The sequence below is a fragment of the Ruegeria sp. AN11 genome (assembly GCF_056536005.1).
The window spans coordinates 2,817,808-2,834,608 of sequence record NZ_JBQFJD010000001.1; the positions used below are offsets into that span (position 1 = coordinate 2,817,808).

General features: G+C 58.9%; 16 protein-coding genes and 1 riboswitch. Of the genes, 6 read left to right on the plus strand and 10 right to left on the minus strand.

The window, feature by feature from the left end; genetic code table 11:
• The first annotated feature begins 407 nt into the window (after positions 1–407).
• Positions 408–707 carry a hypothetical protein gene (locus ACR3EQ_RS13895; protein WP_170612584.1) on the plus strand — a complete coding sequence of 100 codons (300 nt, stop codon included), beginning with the start codon at positions 408–410 and terminating at the stop codon, positions 705–707.
• A gap of 173 nt (positions 708–880) precedes the next feature.
• Positions 881–1,504, plus strand: a complete 624-nt coding sequence (locus tag ACR3EQ_RS13900) for a hypothetical protein (RefSeq protein WP_170612586.1) — start codon at positions 881–883, stop codon at positions 1,502–1,504.
• Between the two features lie 101 nt (positions 1,505–1,605).
• Here the strand turns inward: ACR3EQ_RS13900 and ACR3EQ_RS13905 are convergent, their stop codons facing one another.
• The 4 genes from ACR3EQ_RS13905 to ACR3EQ_RS13920 are packed head-to-tail and all read right to left on the minus strand — an operon-like array spanning position 1,606 to position 6,935.
• A complete protein-coding gene (locus tag ACR3EQ_RS13905) occupies positions 1,606–2,709 on the minus strand; it encodes a dimethylsulfoniopropionate demethylase (protein WP_170612588.1) in 1,104 nt (367 codons plus the stop codon).
• 1 nt (position 2,710) lies between these two features.
• Positions 2,711–4,324, minus strand: coding sequence for an AMP-binding protein (locus ACR3EQ_RS13910; RefSeq protein WP_170612590.1), 1,614 nt, complete (start codon positions 4,322–4,324; stop codon positions 2,711–2,713).
• A 16-nt stretch (positions 4,325–4,340) separates the two neighbouring features.
• Positions 4,341–5,150, minus strand: a complete 810-nt coding sequence (gene dmdD / locus ACR3EQ_RS13915) for a methylthioacryloyl-CoA hydratase (RefSeq protein ID WP_170612592.1) — start codon at positions 5,148–5,150, stop codon at positions 4,341–4,343.
• Positions 5,151–5,171: 21 nt separating this feature from the next.
• On the minus strand, positions 5,172–6,935 hold the full coding sequence (locus ACR3EQ_RS13920) for an acyl-CoA dehydrogenase family protein (RefSeq protein WP_480490956.1): 1,764 nt from the start codon (positions 6,933–6,935) through the stop codon (positions 5,172–5,174).
• Between the two features lie 112 nt (positions 6,936–7,047).
• Here ACR3EQ_RS13920 and ACR3EQ_RS13925 point away from each other — a divergent pair, with 112 nt between their 5' ends.
• Positions 7,048–8,076, plus strand: a complete 1,029-nt coding sequence (locus ACR3EQ_RS13925; RefSeq protein WP_480490958.1) for an AraC family transcriptional regulator — start codon at positions 7,048–7,050, stop codon at positions 8,074–8,076.
• Positions 8,077–8,121: 45 nt separating this feature from the next.
• On the opposite strand, the gene ACR3EQ_RS13930 is transcribed toward ACR3EQ_RS13925, so the two are convergent.
• From ACR3EQ_RS13930 to ACR3EQ_RS13950, 5 genes are read right to left on the minus strand one after another with little or no spacing between them, the layout of a single operon-like run.
• Entirely contained in the window at positions 8,122–8,778 is a 657-nt protein-coding gene (locus ACR3EQ_RS13930) for an energy-coupling factor ABC transporter ATP-binding protein (protein WP_480490959.1), read from the minus strand.
• Positions 8,775–9,557, minus strand: coding sequence for a cobalt ECF transporter T component CbiQ (cbiQ, locus tag ACR3EQ_RS13935; protein WP_170612600.1), 783 nt, complete (start codon positions 9,555–9,557; stop codon positions 8,775–8,777). The genes ACR3EQ_RS13930 and cbiQ overlap by 4 nt, the downstream gene beginning before the upstream one ends.
• Positions 9,557–10,138: a cobalt ABC transporter permease gene (locus tag ACR3EQ_RS13940; RefSeq protein ID WP_170612603.1), complete on the minus strand. Its 582-nt coding sequence runs from the start codon at positions 10,136–10,138 to the stop codon at positions 9,557–9,559. Before ACR3EQ_RS13940 ends, cbiQ begins: the two co-directional genes overlap by 1 nt.
• Complete coding sequence (gene cbiM / locus ACR3EQ_RS13945; RefSeq protein ID WP_170612605.1) at positions 10,135–10,746, minus strand: cobalt transporter CbiM; 612 nt, start codon at positions 10,744–10,746, stop codon at positions 10,135–10,137. Before cbiM ends, ACR3EQ_RS13940 begins: the two co-directional genes overlap by 4 nt.
• A gap of 6 nt (positions 10,747–10,752) precedes the next feature.
• Complete coding sequence (locus ACR3EQ_RS13950) at positions 10,753–11,538, minus strand: DUF4198 domain-containing protein (RefSeq protein ID WP_170612607.1); 786 nt, start codon at positions 11,536–11,538, stop codon at positions 10,753–10,755.
• A gap of 129 nt (positions 11,539–11,667) precedes the next feature.
• A riboswitch (cobalamin riboswitch) is annotated at positions 11,668–11,867 on the minus strand.
• Positions 11,868–12,225: 358 nt separating this feature from the next.
• Here ACR3EQ_RS13950 and ACR3EQ_RS13955 point away from each other — a divergent pair.
• Together ACR3EQ_RS13955 and ACR3EQ_RS13960 are read left to right on the plus strand one after the other, a co-directional pair.
• Positions 12,226–13,251, plus strand: a complete 1,026-nt coding sequence (locus ACR3EQ_RS13955; RefSeq protein ID WP_170612609.1) for a LacI family DNA-binding transcriptional regulator — start codon at positions 12,226–12,228, stop codon at positions 13,249–13,251.
• 4 nt (positions 13,252–13,255) lie between these two features.
• Positions 13,256–14,470: a DNA glycosylase AlkZ-like family protein gene (locus ACR3EQ_RS13960; RefSeq protein WP_170612611.1), complete on the plus strand. Its 1,215-nt coding sequence runs from the start codon at positions 13,256–13,258 to the stop codon at positions 14,468–14,470.
• 3 nt (positions 14,471–14,473) lie between these two features.
• Here ACR3EQ_RS13960 and ACR3EQ_RS13965 read toward each other — a convergent pair whose 3' ends face one another.
• Complete coding sequence (locus ACR3EQ_RS13965; RefSeq protein WP_170612613.1) at positions 14,474–15,172, minus strand: fumarylacetoacetate hydrolase family protein; 699 nt, start codon at positions 15,170–15,172, stop codon at positions 14,474–14,476.
• Positions 15,173–15,383: 211 nt separating this feature from the next.
• On the opposite strand from ACR3EQ_RS13965, the gene ACR3EQ_RS13970 reads away from it, so the two are divergent.
• The gene (locus ACR3EQ_RS13970; RefSeq protein WP_170612615.1) at positions 15,384–16,799 is read left to right on the plus strand and encodes a pyridoxal-dependent decarboxylase; all 1,416 of its coding nucleotides are present in this window, start codon (positions 15,384–15,386) and stop codon (positions 16,797–16,799) included.
• Positions 16,800–16,801 lie beyond the last annotated feature (2 nt).

Genomic DNA, 16,801 nt, shown 5'->3' on the forward strand with positions numbered 1-16,801 from the left:
TCGAGCTTGAAGGCAGGCGCAATTTTCGGACTACGAGCGGGATTTCTCGAAAGCTCTCGATCCCGGGTCCGGACTGTTCTAGTTTCCTCGGCAGACTGGTATCAACGCGACAACAGCGATGGCTGAAAGACAGGCTGTCGGGGACGTGTCATTGTTTGTTCGTGCGCAAACCTGATCAGTTCAGGCGAAACTGAAACCTGGTTCTCGTGACGAAATCAGGGTCTGCTTTGAGCTGATTCTGAGCACGATTTTGGTACGCGGACCGTCTGTTATGCGGGCGCAGCTGCATATTTTGCGCACGCGCCTTGCTCAGCCAAGATCAACGCATTGACAGTTTTGAATAAGTTTTTTTCACTTGTTGAGCCCGCATCCTGGGTTTTTTGCAGAGCTACGGAAGGAAATTTTCAATGACAAGATTCAGCATATTTACTTTGCTGGGCGCAACGACTTTGGCGCTTTCTGCGTGTGACGAGACCAGTGGCACAAGCGGGTCCACCGAAGTCACTCCTGCGCAACAAGCCTGTTTGCGCGACGTGGCCGCCGCAACCAACAACACGCAAGTTGTTGTGCTTTCGTCCGAGTTCAGCGAGGCCGGAACCCTGGTAAAAGTTGGCGTGGGTCCGGATCAGGCACCATGGAATTGTATCGCTTACAGCGATGGTGCAACGGCGGGTATTGAATCGCTCAGCGACGAAGGCGCGCTTTGAACGTTTGCGTGACTGTCGCAACTTCGAGGCTCGGTCTAGCCGCATGAGACCGTGCTCTTGGCTTTCCAACCCCGGAAAGACGAAGCGAGCGCTTTTGCGGCCTCGCAGGTGCGACACGCTTCGCCGCGTGAACGCGTCGGGACAACCTGTCCGCCAAACAGAAGGGAATTGTGATGTTTAAGAAGTTCTTTTGGGCGCTTGCATTTTTCCCAATGCCCGCGTTTTCCGACATCTCTGATGAGGCGAACGCTTGCATCGATGAGTTGATATCCCGCTTTGGCAATGTGGGCGGTGAGGTCCTTGGCCAGGAATTCAGCGAAGCCGCCATCATGGTCCGGCTTCGCGATGGCAACGGTGTCGAGTATGAGTGCATCGTTTGGTCCGGACCCGAAGTCGCCGACTTGCGACGCGTGGGTGAAGACACTGACACTGCCAATGATGGAGGCGGCGCATTGAATGGTGCCTCTGACACTGCGCCGACAGTTTCAGGGGATCAGGTCGTCAAGTTTGATGCCGGCACAAGTGGCACGACCCTAAGCGCCACACTTCAGGCCGGCACGTCCGTGCGTTACATCCTGGGGGCAAACGACGGGCAATTTTTGAACGTGGATGTCGGATCACATGATGGCGCTCTGGACTACAGGATCTTCAATCCCGACGGCACTTTTCTGTTGGACTTGATTCCTTCGGAGACGCCGTATCAGGGTCAGCTATGGCAGTCGGGCGAACATATCATTGAAGTTGTGAACGCGGGCGCACAACCGGTTGCCTTTGACATCGGGATCGGCATCAACTGACGCCGGAACGACTTGAGCAATTTGGCGCACTATCAAAGTGCGCTCCCCCCAAGAATAATGATGAAACCGCCTGTTCTTGCCTAAGTCGGGGCGGAATGTGACTATCCCCAGAATGCCTTCTGCACCTCGGCCCGCCGATCCCCGGTTGGAGTTCGAACCTCAAGCACCGTCCCGGCGTCCCAGTGGCTGGCATCGACCATGCCAATTGCGACATTTGTTTCGAAATCAGGCGACCAGGCGGCGGACGTGACCTGCCCAACCCGCTTTCCGTCTTTGTACAGCGGCCAGGCCGACCGGGCCGGCGGCACCGGATCACCGGGGATGGAAATCGCGCGAATTTGCCGCGCCGGACCTGCGGTGGCCTCGCGCGATAGCGCGTCCCTGCCGATATGGTCGCTACCCTCTGACGGATTGCAGAATTTGCCCAATCCGCATTCCAATGGCGAGTTCTCCATTGTCATGTCGTTGCCATAGCTCAGCAGGCCGCCTTCGATCCGTTCGATCAGGTTCGGACAGCCGGGGCGCACATTCAGATCTTCGCCCGCCTCGAACAAGGCGTTCCACAGAGGCATCCCATAGGCACCATTTTCAACATAGATCTCGTAACCGCCTTGTTTGGAATACCCTGACCGCGCCACCACAAAGGACGTGTCCTGAAAGGCCAGCCGCTTGTAGCGGAAAAAGCGGATGTCACGCACCTCGTCTCCAAAGATCCGCGCCATAAGGTCATCCGACTTTGGCCCCTGAACGGCCAGGGGTGAGACGTCAGGCTCAAACACCTGCACGTCCATGCCCGCACCCACAGCCAGCCCCTTGACCCACAAAAGCAGGTCGCTGTCCGCAATGGAAATCCACCAGCGATCATCGCTATGCTTGATCGCCACCGGGTCGTTCAACATGCCGCCGTTCTCATCAACGATCGGCACGTAATAGCACTGGTCTTCCTGCATCTTCTCCAGGTTGCGGGGGGTCAGCCGACGCATCAGCCGGCCAGCATCCGGACCGTTCAGCTCGATCTGCCGCTCACAGGACACATCCCAGACTTGCACATGAGATTTCAGGTGCCGGTAGTCGGCCTCGACGCTCTCAAACACCGTGGGCAACAGCATCCGGTTATAGACGGTGTAGGCGGTGACGCCCTTGTCTTCGACCCCTTCGGAAAAGGGCGTCTGGCGCAGGCGGCGGGATTGGGACAGCAGACGCATATCAAAGGTCCATTGATTTGATGCGATCCCGAAGCTGGAACTTCTGGATCTTTCCGGTGGAGGTTTTGGGAAGGGTTTCGAATACAACAGCCTTGGGGGCCTTGAACCCGGCAAGGTGATCTCGGCAGAACGCAATGATCTCGTCAGATGTTGCCCTGGCGCCTTCACGCAGTTCGACAAACGCGCAGGGGACTTCGCCCCATTTCTCGTGCGGCATTGCTACCACGGCCGCAGCCTGCACGGCGTCATGACGATAAAGCACCGCTTCGACCTCGACGGATGAGATGTTTTCTCCGCCCGAGATGATCACGTCCTTCAGGCGGTCGCGGATCTGTATATAGCCGTTTTCGTGTACGACCGCACCATCACCAGACCAGAACCATCCGTCTTCGAAGGCTTTGGCGGTGGCCTCGGCATCCTTGTAATACCCCGCCATGACCGTGTTGCCCCGGATAGCAATCTCGCCCTGCGTGGACCCATCGCGCGTGACCGGCGTGCCGCTGGTGCGGTCGATAACCGAGACGTCTTCGACCATAGGAAAGGCAATGCCCTGCTGCGCCTGTAAATCGGCCTGTTCTGCGGGGCTAAGATCGTCCCACTCATCCTGCCAGAGACACTGTGAAATATGTCCGTAGGTTTCGGTCAGGCCATAGACCTGCATGACGTCAAATCCCATGGATCGCGTCTTTTCCAGCACCGACGGTGGCGGCGGCGCTCCGGCCGTCAATACGCGGATCGCGGGATCAAAGGGGGCCGCACCGCTTTCGGCTTCGGCCAGCATCTGCAACACAATGGGCGCCGCACCAAAATGGGTCACACCATGGGTGCGGATCGCATCCAGAATACGGTCTGCTGCCGGAACGCGTGTGAATACAACCGTCGCCCCAAGCATGGCCATCAACCAGGGGTGCCCCCAACCGTTGCAGTGGAACATCGGCACCACCGACAGATAGACCGGATAGGGCGGCATCTGCCACGCTGTCCCGGTGCCAAGCGCCATCAGATAAGCTCCGCGGTGGTGATAGACGACGCCCTTGGGGCGCCCGGACGTGCCTGAGGTGTAGTTCAGCGCGATCGCATCCCACTCATCTTCGGGCAGGTCCATCGGCAAAGGGGCGGCGTTGGTCAGCGCCTCATAGGTCTGGCCACCAAGGCTTTGGCCTGCTGCAGCGGGATCGACGATCTCGACCACCGGCAAGGTCCGACCAAGCAGATCAAACGCTTGGGACAGAAGCGGCACAAGCTCCCGGTCCACGATCGCCAGTTTCGTGTCCGCGTGATCCAGGATGTAGGCGATGGTTTCCGGCTCCAACCGTGTATTCAGAGTGTTGAGCACTCCGCCTGTCAGCGGTACGGCAAAGTGCAACTCGAACAACTCTGGGATGTTCGGGCTGAGCACCGAAACCGTATCACCTTTCTGCACACCAAGTGCCGCCAACCCACCGGCCACCGCGCGAACGCGGGTGGTGGTCTCAGCCCAACTTCGCCGGATGTCGCCATAGATTACCGCCGTGCGGGCTCCATGCAGGTTTTCGGCGCGGTGCAGAAAAGACAACGGCGACAGAGGCACATGGTTGGCCCGTGTCTTCTGAAGAGCTTCGAAATGGTGACGCATCCCGGTACCGCCTTTATCAGCTGTTAGGCCGCACCCGAGCGGCGGTCTTGTTGGCGAAGGCTTCCAGCCGTTCGCGGGCGGCGGGCTGGGTATTGACCACTCCGCCCACCACAGCTTCTGCATACGCCGCGTCCATGCCGGACATGTTGTTCAGGTGGCTGATTGCCGAGCAGATTGCAAAATTGGTCAAAGGCAGGTTCTGCGCAATTTGTCCCGCCAGCTCCATCGCCTTGGCCATGCTGCCGCCTTCTTCGGTTATGTATTGCGCCAACCCCAGATCGACGGCCTCTTGCCCCTGATAGACACGGCCGGTCAGGATCATGTCGATCATGCGGTATTTGCCGATCATATCCGAAACCCTGATGGTTGCTCCGCCCCCAGTAAAAATCCCGCGCTGGCCTTCAGGCAAGGCAAAATAGGTGCCGGGGTCGATCACACGGATATGCGCCGCGCTGGCCAGTTCCAGTCCTCCGCCCACTACCGCGCCCTTCAGCGCGGCGATGATCGGCACACCACCATATTCCATCTTGTTGAACGCTTCATGCCAGCGCAGACAGACATGCATGAAGTCATCCGGGCTGCGGTCGGCCTTCCAATGCTCGACCAGATCAAGGCCCGCGCAGAAGTGGTTTCCTTCGCCGGCCAGAACCACAGCTCTGACACCGGCCATACGCGCGCCGCTGAAAAAGCGGATCAGTTCCTCGATCGTGGCCACATCCAGTGCGTTGCGCTTAGAGGGACGGTTCAGGGTCACGACGTACAGACCGTTCTCACGCTCGGAAATCGCAAGGTTCTCATATGTGTCGGGGTTCACGACGTCATTCATGGGTCAGATCCTATCCAAGCGTTATTCGGGGAAAACCGCGTCAAGCAGACTGCGCGAGCCATGCAGGATGCGGGCGTGTTCGGTGGCACATTCAGGCAGAATGTGCTGAGCAAAGAACAGGGCTGTGGCGATTTTCTGGGTCATGAATTGTGTATCCTGCCCGGCGTCCAGCGCGCTTTGCGCAGCCACGGCACCTTTTGCCAGTTTCCACCCCGCCGCCAGTGTCCCGGCCAGCATAAGGAACGGGACAGAGCCTGCAAAGGCCGCGTCGATGTCCTTTCGGCTGTTTTCCAGCAACCAATCCAGCGCGGCCTCAAATGCGCCGCGCGCCTGAGCAAGACTTGCGCCAATTGCCTGCGCGCTGGCATCTCCTTTTGCCAGTTGCGCTTCAGTCTCGGCTATTCGGGCGGCGAACCGGCGGGCGGTTTCTCCTCCGTCGCGCATCACCTTGCGGCCCAGAAGATCGTTGGCCTGAATGGCTGTGGTGCCTTCGTAAATCGGCAGAATGCGGGCGTCGCGGTAGTGCTGCGCGGCTCCTGTTTCTTCGATAAAGCCCATGCCGCCGTGGATTTGCACGCCAAGCGAGGCGACCTCGACCGCGCGTTCCGAGCAGAAGCCTTTGACCAGCGGGACCATGAATTCGGCCAGCGCAGCGATTGCCGGATCGTCCTGAAGATGCGCGATGTCCAGCAGGCCTGCCGTTGCGGCCGCCATAGCCCGGCCACCTTCGGTCAGGCCGCGCATCCGCATGAGCATACGGCGTACGTCCGGGTGTTCGATGATGGCGACCGCGTCTTTGGCCTGACCATTCACGGGACGGCTCTGCACCCGGTCGCGCGCATAAGCCAGAGCGCGTTGGTAAGCCCGTTCAGAGGTCGCGATGCCCTGAACCCCAACAGAAAACCGAGCGGCGTTCATCATGATGAACATATATTCCAGTCCGCGGTTTTCCTCGCCGATCAGGAAACCGGTGGCGTCTTTGTATTCCAGAACCGCCGTCGGGCTGGCCCGAACGCCCAGTTTGTGTTCGATGCTTACGCAATTGACCGTGTTCTCGACGCTTGGCGTGCCATCCGGCCCCACCAGTTTTTGCGGAACGATGAACAGGCTCAGCCCCTTCGGCCCGGCAGGCGCGTCAGGTGTGCGGGCCAGCACCAGATGAATGATGTTCTCAGTCAGATCGTGCGCGCCATATGTGATGAAGATCTTGGTGCCAGAGACGCCGTAGCTGCCATCCCCACGCTGCGCCGCCCTGGTCGCCACGCGGCCCAGATCACTGCCTGCCTGCGGTTCGGTCAGGTTCATCGTGCCGGACCAGCGCCCTGCGATCAGCGGCTCCAGATACGTGGCTTTCTGTTCGTCCGAACCGGTCAGCAGCAACGCCTCAATCGCACCGTCGGTCAGCAGCGGGCAAAGACCAAAGCTCATATCAGCGGCATTCAGCATTTCAACGGCAGCCGCGCCGACGGCACGCGGCAATCCCATCCCGCCATATTCCACCGGATGGGTCAGCGCCTGCCACCCCATTTCGACGAACTGCGCGTAAGCTTGCGCATCACCTTCGGGCATCGTCACGCGGCCACTGTCGAACTGCGCGCCCAGCGTGTCCCCGATATGTGACAATGGCGCGATCTGTTCGCTGCAGAACCGGGCATATCCCTCGAGAGCGGCACCAATATCCGTCAGGTCGTATTCCGAATACACTTCCACCCGGGACACCTTTTCCCAGTGGGACAAGTGTTCGATGCAAAACATCAAATCCTGTACGGGCGGCTGATAGGACATGCCAGGCTCCCCTGCGGCGACTATGGTTTCGCGTCATCTACCCGCCCAATGGTTTGCCGATAAGCTCATTTCTTGACAAAATGGTATCCGATTACGCCAACCTGAGGTTCAGATGACCAGCCATGACCCCATATCTCTGACGACTGTATCGGCGGGATTTATCCAGGATTGGCTGGATGCGCTGAAGTCCCGTTGCACCCCGGCTGAGATGACATCGCTGTTAGAGCGTTCGGGCCTGCAGGCCAACCAGATGGCACCTTCTCAACGCGTCACACTGAATGAAATCGCCCGGCTTTATCAGCTTGCCGCGCCCGAAACCGGGGACGAAATGATGGGCCTCTGGAGCCGTCCGATCCGGCCCCGCGCCCTGCAGCATCTGGTGACTGTACAGCGCGAAGCGAGCAGCCTGGCCTCGGCACTTTATCGTTTCTCGACATTTTGGAACCTGCTTCTGGATGACTTCCACCTGGACTTGCACAGCAAATCCGACGCGGTGGAACTGGCGTTGGTCCCATATTCGGACGACACCCGCCCGCAGCGTTTCGGCCACATGCTGATCCTGAAACTGGCGCATGGGCTTTTGTCCTGGCTTGGCGGGACGGAAACACCGGTAAAAGCCGTTCGCTTTGCCTTTGCCCGCCCGGAATTTGCCGCCGACTACGCCGTCGTCTTCCCATGCGCGGTCGAGTTTGACGCTCGGCAGACAAGTATCCTTTTCGACCCGCGTCTGTTCACCCGCCCGATAACCCGCAGTTCGGCTGAGGCATCCGTGTTCCTTGAACGTGCGCCGCTGGACTGGATCTTTACCGGTTCGCGCGCGCATACAAACAGCCTTCGCGTCCGCGCGTTTCTCTACGGCGCAACATGGCAAACCTGCCAGCTAACTGATGCAGCGCGTGCCCTGAAAATGACGCCGCGGACCTTGAACAGGCGTTTGAAAGAAGAAGGGACTTCTTTTCAGGACATCAAGGATGCACTGCGCCGCGACATTGCCATCCGCGCGCTTCAGCAAAGTACGCTCAGTATTGAACAGATCGCCTTTGACACCGGGTTTTCGGCTCCGGCGAATTTTCACCGCGCCTTTCGAAAGTGGACCAGCCGGACCCCCGGGTCATACCGCTTGCACGCGCAGGCTTCCTGACGACGGCGCTCTGTCGCGGACATTCGCATAGCTCGTGCGAACAGGTCATTCACTTGGGCTGACAATCCGCCCGTTTCGCAGTTCCAACGTGTCTGGTGCCAATGCCGCGCGAAACGATGGTGCGTGGCTTACCAGCAGTATAGCCTGCGGCAGACTTCGCAGAATTTCCAGAAGTCGCGCTTCATTTTTGGCGTCAAGCGCATTGGTAGGCTCATCCAAAAGCAGCGCCTCCGGCTCCATCGCCAAAACGGTTGCAAGGGTCACAAGCCGCTTCTCTCCACCAGAGAGCTTGTGCGTAATGCGATCACGCAGACTTAACAGATCCAGATCGGAAAGCACCCTGTCGACGATGGCCAGCGCCTCGGGCTTGCTGCGCCCGAGGTTGAGAGGACCAAATGCGATGTCTTCCGCCACTGTCGGACAAAACAGCTGATCATCAGGATCCTGAAAAACCAGCCCGACCTGGCGGCGGACTTCGTGAAAATCCGCCTCGACGCGCCTTTCCTTTCCCAGGACGGTCACGCGCCCGGCGCTTGGTGTTTGCAGGCCAAGGGCAATACGAAACAGGGTAGATTTTCCCGCGCCATTCGGGCCCGCAATCGAGAGGCGCTGCCCCGGTTCAAGCTGCAGCGAAGCGCCGTCCAGCACTGGTGGCTGGCCAGGGTACGCAAAACAAATGTCTTCAAGCTTGAGGATCGTCATAGATAATCCAGGAACAGCAGGCCAAGGCAAACGGTGCACAGCATCGCGGCGAACATGTGATCGCGTCGTGTCATGTTAAAGTCCTGCAGCAACAAAAGACGCCCGGAAAAGCCCCGGCATTTCATCGCCGCCAGAATCCGCTCGGACCGTTCGATCGCGCGCACCAGCATCATGCCGACCAGATACCCGAAGCTTCGGTAGGTGTGCCAGTTTGTGCCGGGGCGAAATCCGCGGATCTTCATCGCAGCGCGCAGGCGCAGGTATTCTTCCCGCAACACCTCGATGTAGCGGATGGTGAACATCAAAAGGTGCACTAGCACCTCGGGGCAGCGCAGCTTGTGCAAAGCGTGTCCCAGCGTCACGGGCTCCATCGTTCCGACCAGAACCATCAGCGCAAGGATGACCGCGTTGGCCGTCAGTGCAATCTCGACAGCTTTCCAAAGGCCCTGCCAACTGGCCGGAAAGCCAAAAACCGTGAACATCGCGTCGCCGGGCATTGAGAATGGCAGCAGCACCAGCATGAAGATGATGAAGCTGTCCATCATGGCCATACGCTTGAGGGTCCGACCGACTGGCAAGCGTGACATCACCAGTAACCCAAGCGAGACGGACAAAGCGCCGATCAGCGCCGGAATGCTGTTGAGGGCAACCGTGACGATGGCAAAGATGCAGGCCAGCACGATGCGCATACGGGGATCGTAGTCTCCGATCATCCCGAAATGGGCGGCTTTGCCTGCCTCGGCCAGTGTTTTGGCCTGTGGTTCCAGCGCATGTGCCATCAGGTGGCCATCTTTTTACGCGCGGCCAGGTAAAAGCCGATGCCGAACAGACCAATGATATAGCCAATACCACCCAAGATGTTCTGCAGATCATTGTGCTCGCGGTAGGCGGCGATCTCGCGCCGCAGTGGGCGGGTTTCGTCGCGCACCGCTTTGGCGATGGCGGCGCGTTCCTCATCCGAGAGCGAAGCCACAGTCACCGCTGCCGCGCCATTCGCAGATGCGACCGGCGTGGCTGTTTCAAAAAGCTCGGCTTCGACCCCCATGATTTCGGCCACTTCGTCGGCCGGCATGGCAACTTCGGCGACGTGCCCTGCACCCAGATCTGCCTTGAATGTATGAGCCACAGCTCTGGTCGGGCTGTAGAGAAAGAAACCGTCCGTATCGGTTACTGTGCGACCCAGTTCAGAGCCATCGGGGCCATAGACGATGACTTCCTGGTCTGCGGCCATATCGCCATTGGAAAACCCCAGCTCGCCTTCGATTGCGTCGCCTGCCGGAAATACGCCTGCAATAACCTTGTGCGCAAGAGCCGGGAGCGGGGCGAGAGCAAGCGTACAAACAAGGATCAACTGTTTCATGTGGACGCAACCTTTACAAAAAGTTCCGGTTTGACCTTGCGGGCCAGAAGAACGGCAAAACCTGTCAGCACGGCCTCGATAGCCATGACGGGAATGTGGGCGAAAAAGACAAGCTTGGCAGCGGGCAGGAACTCATCGCCGGACAGCGCCAGCGAGACCGCGACAAAAGCCGTCGTGGCCGCGATCGAAAACGCGCCGCCGATGCCGCCCCAGATCGCCCCATGAACAGGTGAGCCACGTGCGATCAGGCGACCAAAGATCATCCAGGTCAACACCGCCGGAAGAGCGATATTCACCGTGTTGATCCCCAGCACGGTCAATCCGCCGAAACCAAAGAACACGGCCTGCAGCAGCAAGCCGACAAAAAGGGCCGGAAAGGCGGCCCAGCCGAGCAGAAGCCCGGCCAGACCGTTCAGAATCAAATGCACAGACGACGGGCCAATCGGCACATGGATCAGCGAGGCGACAAAAAAGCTGGCCGACAACACGCCCGCCGTGGGAATGCGATCCAGATCCAGCGATTTCAGGCCCAATGCGATCCCGCCAGCCGCGGCGACCGCACCGCCGATCACGACAGGGTTGGAAAGGGCTCCGTCGACGATGTGCATTCAGGCTTACTCCAGATCCCAGGCGCGGATCCAGATGACCGCATCCTGGCTCAGCTCTTTGCCTTCATGCTCGGTTTCCGGACCCACGCCCAAAGCGGCGAAGCCCCAGTACCCGGCTTTTGGCACACCAAAAGTGAAATATCCGTTGTCATCCGAAATCGCGACCAACGCGCCGCCCGGCAATGGGGACACGGTGGCGCCCTTCGCGCCGGTGCCGGTCATGTCCGGTGCTGCGGCGATGTACTCGATTTCGATTTCTGCGCCGGCGACGGGCTGTCCCTCGCTCAAAACGCGACCGGTAAAGGTTGACCCGGCGATGATGTTGTAAGGCTTGTTCAGCGGCAGAATCTCGGTGGCCAGCCCCTGCGGCTGATCCCAGTCGGTCGGCAGTTCGTTTCGGTTGAGGTAAGCCTTGGTGATCTGCTGGATATAGATATCCTCGGATTCTTCGTAGTAAGGCGCAGGAACTGTAACCACCACATAGTCACCCGAGCGTTTCACCGGCACTGAACCCAGGAACGCTTTGGCAATGTTGTCCGGTCCTTCAAAAGTGGTTTCTTCCAGCGTATCCATCAGATCGGTTTTTTCACCGTTGTGGATTACAAAGAATTCTTCCGGTTTTTCCAGGGTCATCACGTGACCGGCTTCAAACGGGTGCCAGAAAACCAGTTTGACCGGAACGTCACCGGGGCGTTCGATCATCGTGTCGTCGGTATATTCCAGCAGGAAATGGGCCTGCGCCAATGCAGGCATCGCCAAAGCAGCCGTGGCAGCCACCAGCAGTTTTTTCACAAATCGAGTCCTTCTCACGTCGCGCCATCCCCGGCGCAAATTTACTTTGACGATGGGGAACGCGAAGCCATCTGCCTTGTCGGGCAAACAGATCCGGCGCACACCCCGTCGCCGATGATGAACGCCCCTTCCAAGGGCGCATGTTCGGCAGGTCTCCTGACTTGCGGGTCAAAGCGCTAAACTAACCTTCCCGGGATACCCCAGTGGCATTATCAGCCGCGCTCGCCGCCTACAGTTGCGGGGGCAGTTGCAGAGTTGGCGAAATGTGCCGCACTGCATTCCCTATTGCTTCCGAGGATGTCCCCGGAACCGAACATGGCGCGTTCATGCCAGAATATGTAAGACACGGTCAACAATTGATTGCGGCGTTGCATGCGCCATTTGCGAAATCAGGAATTGCATGTTCGCGCTTGCTACGCGGTTTGGTATGCGCCACCGCGAGTGTGTGTATTTTCCTAGATCTCTTTCCGCGTTCAATAGTCGTCGGTTCAGTTCGCGGACTTGAGATTTTTAGGCCTGAAACTGCGGGCGTTGACTCGCGTGTAAAATTGAACTCGCCGCAAATATGTAGGGTCGCTCCGATGCACAAAAGGTCCGACCGGCCCAGCGTTCGACGCCGAAGCAGAGTTGTTGTATTTGTCGCCGTGTTCACGCTACCATCGGGCAAAACAACAGTGCAGGTGCCTCGTGACCACAGAAACAAAACGCCCGCTTACCCTTCGCGATGTCTCGGAAGCGTCGGGGGTATCCGAAATGACGGTCAGCAGGGTCCTGCGCAATCGGGGTGATGTTTCGGATGCGACCCGAACACGGGTTCTGGCCGCCGCGAAAGAGCTGGGATACGTGCCCAACAAGATTGCGGGCGCGCTAGCATCCAGCCGGGTCAATCTGGTCGCGGTCATCATCCCCTCACTGTCCAACATGGTCTTCCCCGAGGTCCTGACCGGCATCAATCAGGTTCTGGAAGACACCGAATTGCAGCCAGTGGTCGGCGTAACCGATTATTTGCCGGAAAAAGAGGAAAAGGTCCTTTACGAGATGCTCTCGTGGCGGCCTTCGGGCGTGATCATCGCAGGGCTGGAACACACGGAAGCGGCCCGGGCAATGCTGGATTCCGCGGGCATTCCGGTGGTCGAAATCATGGACACCGACGGCAAACCCGTGGATGCGATGGTCGGCATTTCGCACCGCCGTGCCGGTCGCGAAATGGCGCAGGCCATTCTGAAGGCCGGATACCAGCATATCGGTTTCATGGGGACCAAGATGCCTTTGGACCACCGCGCGCGCAAACGTTTCGAAGGCTTTACCGAAGTTCTGGGCAAACACGGGATCGAGATCGAGGATCGCGAGTTCTACTCGGGCGGGTCGGCACTGGCCAAGGGGCGCGAGATGACGCAGGCGATGCTGGAACGGTCGCCGGAACTGGATTTTCTGTATTATTCCAATGATATGATCGGCGCTGGCGGACTGTTGTACCTGCTGGATCAGGGGATAGACATCCCTGGTCAAATCGGGCTGGCGGGGTTCAACAATGTCGAACTGCTGCAAGGTCTGCCCCGCAAACTGGCAACCATGGATGCCTGCCGGCTGGAAATTGGCCGTCAGGCCGCAGGGATCATCGCCGCACAGCTAGCCGACCCGGAAGCCGAGATTGAAACCCGCGTAACCCTGACGCCAAAGATCAGCTACGGCGACACACTGAAGCGGCGTTAGAGTCTTGGCATTGCCGAAACTGGACAACCGGACAGCCCGTGCGGTGTTCATGGATCGTCACTTGTTGTCCGAAACCCCGTCGGGCAGCGCAAAGGGCGCGGATCTTCTGGACCTGATCCGACGGCTTGGTTTTGTTCAGCTGGACAGTATCAACACCGTGGCCCGCGCCCATGACATGATCCTGTTTTCGCGCAGGTCCACCTATCGCAGCACACATCTGAAGCGCCTGTATGAACGGGACAGGGCGCTGTTCGAGCATTGGACACATGACGCCGCCGTCATTCCGATGGAGTTCTACCGGCATTGGCACCTGCGCTTTCAGCGCGACGCCGATTTGTTGAAAGCCCGCTGGAAGAATTGGCGGCGGGATGGATTTGAACAACAGTTCGCCTCGGTTCTGCTGCACATCCGCGATCACGGTCCGGTATCCTCGTCCGATGTGGGAAAGGACGAAAAGAAAGGATCGGGCGGCTGGTGGGACTGGCACCCGTCCAAAACCGCGCTGGAGTTCTTGTGGCGCTCGGGCGCGCTGACCGTCATTGGCCGGGACGGCTTTCAGAAACGCTACGACCTAACCGAACGGGTGATCGAAACTCATCTGTGCCCCGGTCATGCACCATGCGACGCCGAAAAAACGGTGGACTGGCTGTGCAACGCCGCCCTCGACAGGTTGGGGTTTGCAACATCGGGCGAACTGGCTGCGTTTTGGGATACGGTCAGCGCGGCCGAGGCGAAAGACTGGTGCGCCGCAGCCCAAAAAAGCGGCGAGATTGAAGAAATCGAAATCAGCTGCGCGGATGGCCGTACAAGGAAAGTGCTTTCCCGCCCGGGCTTGGTTGAAGAGGCCCGTGAACTGCCCGCGCCACCGGGCAGGATTCGCGTGCTCAGCCCGTTTGACCCGATGCTGCGGGATCGAAACCGTGCCGAACGCCTGTTCGGGTTTCACTACAGGATCGAAGTGTTTGTGCCCGCGCCCAAAAGAACCTACGGCTATTATGTCTTTCCCCTGCTCGAAGGTGATCGGCTGATCGGCCGGATCGACATGAAGGCCCACAGGGATTGCGGCGAATTGCGGGTACAATCCGTCTGGCCCGAGCGAAAGTTGCGCTGGTCAGAGGCGCGCACCCGGCGTCTGGAGGCCGAGCTGGACCGGGTGCGCAGGTTTGCCGGCCTTGATCGTGTTGAGCTTGCCGACGGCTGGCTGAAAGACCCTAAATAGGCTCTATTCAGCCTTTGACAGGGTCAGGTGGATCGGTTCAAGACCGTCAATTCCGCCATCAATCACATCACCGGCCTGGACCGCACCAACACCGGCCGGGGTGCCTGTCATGATCAGATCGCCCGGACGAAGGTGATAGTAATTTGAAAGATGGCTCACGATCTCATCAATTTTCCAGATCAGCTCATCTAGGGTCGCATCCTGCCGGACTTCACCGTTGACGCTCAGATGAATGCGCTTGTCTTTGTCCGGCGACCAGCTCTCCGACCGGGTCAGCGGCGCAAAAACGGCACCGTTTTCCAGATCCTTGCCCAGATCCCACGGGCGCTGTTTGTTCCGTTCACGGATTTGCAGATCGCGGCGGGTCATGTCCAGCGCGCAGCCATAGGCAAACACCGCGCCCAAAGCCTGCTCGCGACTGACGCGGAACACCGGCTTACCGATTGCAATCGCCAGCTCCATTTCGTGATGATAGTTTTCGGTACCCGGCGGATATGGCACGGTCGCTCCGGTCAGGATGGCGTTTGGTGCGGACTTGGTGAAATAGAACGGCGCCTCGCGGTCCACTGTATTTCCCATTTCAGCCGCATGGGCCGCATAGTTCCGCCCGACGCAAAAAATCCGGCCCACCGGATATTCGGCCTGCTCGCCGACAACCGGTATCGCAACAGGGTCGGGAAGAGAAAACAGCTTGTCCTGCATGACAGCCCCCAGTTTGAAACATCGCCGGGCATCTTAGGTGTCTTCCAATCACTGGCAAGACGTTGGCGACCGGGATGCGCAACGTTTTGACCTGACATTCAAGACTTCGGGTTTCTTAGAAGCATTGACCTTTCGCTCCGGATAACTCTCACTGCCCCGGATATTCAACCACCCGGGACATCCCGGATCAGACGGAAACACGGGGAACAGCATGCAGTGGAACGAATTCGCGGAATGGGGCCGAAAAGTCGCTGACTGGACGCAGAACTACCACGAAACCGTTGGCGACAGGCCCGTCCGGGCACGGTGCGAACCGGGTGAGGTCTTGAATGCGTTACCGTCTGAACCGCCCGAAACCGCCCAGCCCATGGAAGACATCTTCCGGGATTTTGAGCAGATCGTAATGCCCGGCATCACCCATTGGCAGCACCCCCGGTTCTTTGCCTATTTCAACTCGAACGCCTCGGCCCCGTCGGTTCTGGGTGAGTTTCTGGCCAGCGCCATCGCGCCACAATGCATGTTGTGGCAAACCTCGCCCGCTGCAACCGAGATGGAAACCCGGATGATGGATTGGTTGCGGCAGGCTTTGGATCTGCCGGACGGTTTCGCCGGAGTGATTCAGGACTCGGCCTCGTCGGCGACGCTGGCCGCCGTTTTGACGATGCGGGAAAAGGCACTGGCCTGGCAGGGCAACAAACAGGGGCTGTTCGCGCAGAAACCCCTGCGCATCTATTGTTCATCCGAGGTTCACACCTCAATCGACAGGGCCATCTGGGTTGCCGGAATTGGCGAAGACAACCTTGTGCGTGTTCCCATCAAGGGCGACTGGCGCGGAATGGACCCCGACGCGCTGGAAGCGGCCATTCAGGCAGATTTAGACTCTGGTTTACAGCCTGCGGGCGTCATTTTGTGCGTCGGCGGAACCGGCGTCGGGGCAACCGATCCTGTGGATCGTTGCTTAGAAATCGCCGCCGAATACGACCTCTATTCCCATGTCGATGCAGCCTGGGCCGGGTCGGCCATGATCTGCCCCGAGTACCGGCACTACTGGCCCGGGATCGAACAGGCTGACAGCATCGTCTTCAACCCCCACAAATGGCTGGGGGTACAGTTCGACTGCTGCGCGCATTTCCTGAAGAACCCCGAAGATCTGGTCCAGACGCTGGCTATCAGTCCGGAATACCTGAAAACACATGGTAAAGACGGGATCGTCAATTACTCGGAATGGTCCGTTCCATTGGGGCGTCGCTTCCGCGCGCTGAAACTGTGGTTCGTGATACGCACCTACGGGCTGGAAGGCCTGCGCCAGCGGATGCGAAATCACGTCAACTGGTCCAAAGCGCTGCATGACAAACTTGCGTCGGAACCGGATTTTCAGATCACGACGGCGCCCATGTGGTCACTCTGGTCATTTCGGTACATGCCCGAAGGCTGCGCCGACCCGGATGGTCTGAATTTGCGGCTGGTCAACGCCATCAATGATGACGGACGGATTTATCTGACACAAACACGTGTGGATGGCGATCTGGTCATCCGGTTCCAGGCCGGACAATTCGAAACCACGGAACAGGACGTGATGATGGCCTATGACGTCATAACGGACATTGCCCGTGGCCTGACTCCTTAGAG